The organism is Neisseria sp. HMSC078C12, from assembly GCF_001838065.1.
GTDB lineage: Bacteria > Pseudomonadota > Gammaproteobacteria > Burkholderiales > Neisseriaceae > Neisseria.
Genome location: NZ_KV835619.1, coordinates 2902 through 4963, shown reverse-complemented (window position 1 = coordinate 4963; position 2062 = coordinate 2902). Strand labels below are relative to the sequence as shown.

Sequence of the window (2062 nt, the reverse complement as noted above, 5' to 3'; positions counted from 1 at the left end):
GATGCGGGTCGGTTTGTGAATCAGGACCCGATTGGGTTGGAAGGCGGATTTAACTTTTACCGATTTGCGCCGAATGTTCAAATTTGGATTGATCCAAAAGGTTTAGCAGCTTTCGCTATTCCATTGATTGCTCCGGAGTTAGTAGCATTAGGTAAAGCGGCTCTTCTTTTATTAGGATTAGGTGCGGCTCATGAGGGAGGTAAAGCTATTGGTACTATGATGGCTGCAAATGGCAATCAAGTCGATACAGGAGTTGCTAATCAAGTCTATGAAAAAATGAATGAATATTCTCGAACTACTGGAAAAAAACCTGATAAATGTGATGTATTACAAGAATTAATTGATTGTGGACAAATATCTGCTAAACAAGCTAAGTCAACACAAAAAGCTTGGGGTTGTCGCCACTCAAGACATTCCAAAGATAAATGTAACAATAGGAAAAAATGATATGGCAGGCAAAGAAATTTCAAGTTTTGATGCTTTTTTAGTATGTAAGCAATTATCAATTAAGGAATTATTCGAGAAAATACTTAATTCAAATACTGTTTTTCAATATGAAGCAGCAAAAAGGTTACAATTTTATGAGTATAGTGAAATTAAAGATAATATTAAAAATATACTATTAACAAGCAGATATAGTCGACATAGAGAAATTGCAATATTTATTTTAGGGCAGTTTCAAATCAAACTTAATGACATTCAACTTAAAGAAATTCTATCAATATTAATTTGCTTTATACACAATGATAAAAGTATAAGAGTTAAATCATCTGCAATTTCATCATTGGGATACCTATTTCGTGATTACAATTTAGGAGAAAAAGCGTTTTCTAACATAGAAAAAGAGATAGATTTGATATGGAGTTTAAATAAGTATTCTATTATTATTTCTGTTGCATTTAGTTCTGTATATCTTCCAGAAAGGGAATATATAAAAGACTATCTAATTAGAAATTTAAATAAAAAAAATCCTAAGATATTATCATGGATTTTATATGCTTTAAAAGAGAAGGGTTATAAATCAAATTCAATTGAAACTCTATTAATTAGGAAGCTAAAAGATTTTAATGAAACTTCTTATATTTACCATGAGATAGTTTCATTTTTAATTTCAATTGACTCTACGAAGGTTATTCCGTATGTTAAAAAAATTTTATTGAATCAAAATAGAATTGATGACGAATTCTATATCGGAATCAAGAATAATTCATCTAAAAAGTTTTCAAAAATTAGAAAAATGCTACTAAAGAAATTTGGATAAATAACATAATAATTTAAATGGTCATATATGATCTAAATTAGCCTTGACGACGAAATCATCTCCGACACCGTACCCTGCCCCCTCTCTCGTGGGAGAGGGTTGGGGAGAGGGCAAAACGACCGCACCGCTTTCAGACGGCCTCAATCCCATCACCGACAACCGCCTGAAAGCCTACAACGGTATCAGCTATTACTACGACCACTTCGGCAACCTCATCCACCGCGAACTGGCTGACGGCGAAGTGCAGAACTATTTCTACGATCTGCACGACCAACTGGTTAAAGCGGAAATCTTCAAAAAAGACAGCAGCAAAGAGACTTGGTCCTACACCTACGATGCCTTGGGCAGAAGGATAGGCAAAGGTCGTCTGAAAGATAAAGAAGTTTCAGACGACCTCGAAAACCAAACCCGCTTCGTTTGGGACGGCAGCCACATCTTGCAAGAAGTCCACCCGGACGGCAGGTATACCTATTATATCTACACTGACCAAGATTCCTACGAACCATTGGCGCAAGTCCGCGATTGGACAACCGAAGAAGGCGAAAGCCGCCAACAAACCTACTACTTCCACTGCGACCAAATCGGCATCCCAAGGGAGATGACAGACAAAGACGGTAATTTGCTGTGGTTCGGCAACTACACCGGCTGGGGTCGTCTGAAAGAGGAAACCAAGGTAACGAATAGCGCATACCAACCCTTCCGCCTGCAAAACCAATATGCCGACCGTGAGACGGGGCTGCATTACAACTTCTTCAGGTACTACGAGCCTGATGCGGGTCGGTTTGTGAATCAGGACCCGAT

At 37.7% G+C, this 2062-nt stretch carries 3 protein-coding genes; all 3 read left to right on the top strand.

The window, feature by feature from the left end; genetic code table 11:
- Positions 1-447, top strand: a 447-nt coding sequence (locus HMPREF2596_RS09445) for a polymorphic toxin type 34 domain-containing protein (RefSeq protein ID WP_283140426.1), incomplete at its 5' end; no start/stop codon positions are given.
- Position 448: 1 nt separating this feature from the next.
- Positions 449-1261: a hypothetical protein gene (locus HMPREF2596_RS09440; RefSeq protein WP_070850869.1), complete on the top strand. Its 813-nt coding sequence runs from the start codon at positions 449-451 to the stop codon at positions 1259-1261.
- Positions 1262-1349: 88 nt separating this feature from the next.
- Positions 1350-2062 (top strand): RHS repeat domain-containing protein (locus HMPREF2596_RS09435; protein WP_141762683.1); only part of this gene is annotated, 713 nt, incomplete at its 3' end.

What these genes read in the sequence shown, in the direction of transcription:
- HMPREF2596_RS09440 (WP_070850869.1), top strand. Translation starts at nt 449, where the DNA reads ATGGCAGGCAAAGAAATTTCAAGTTTTGATGCTTTTTTAGTATGTAAG.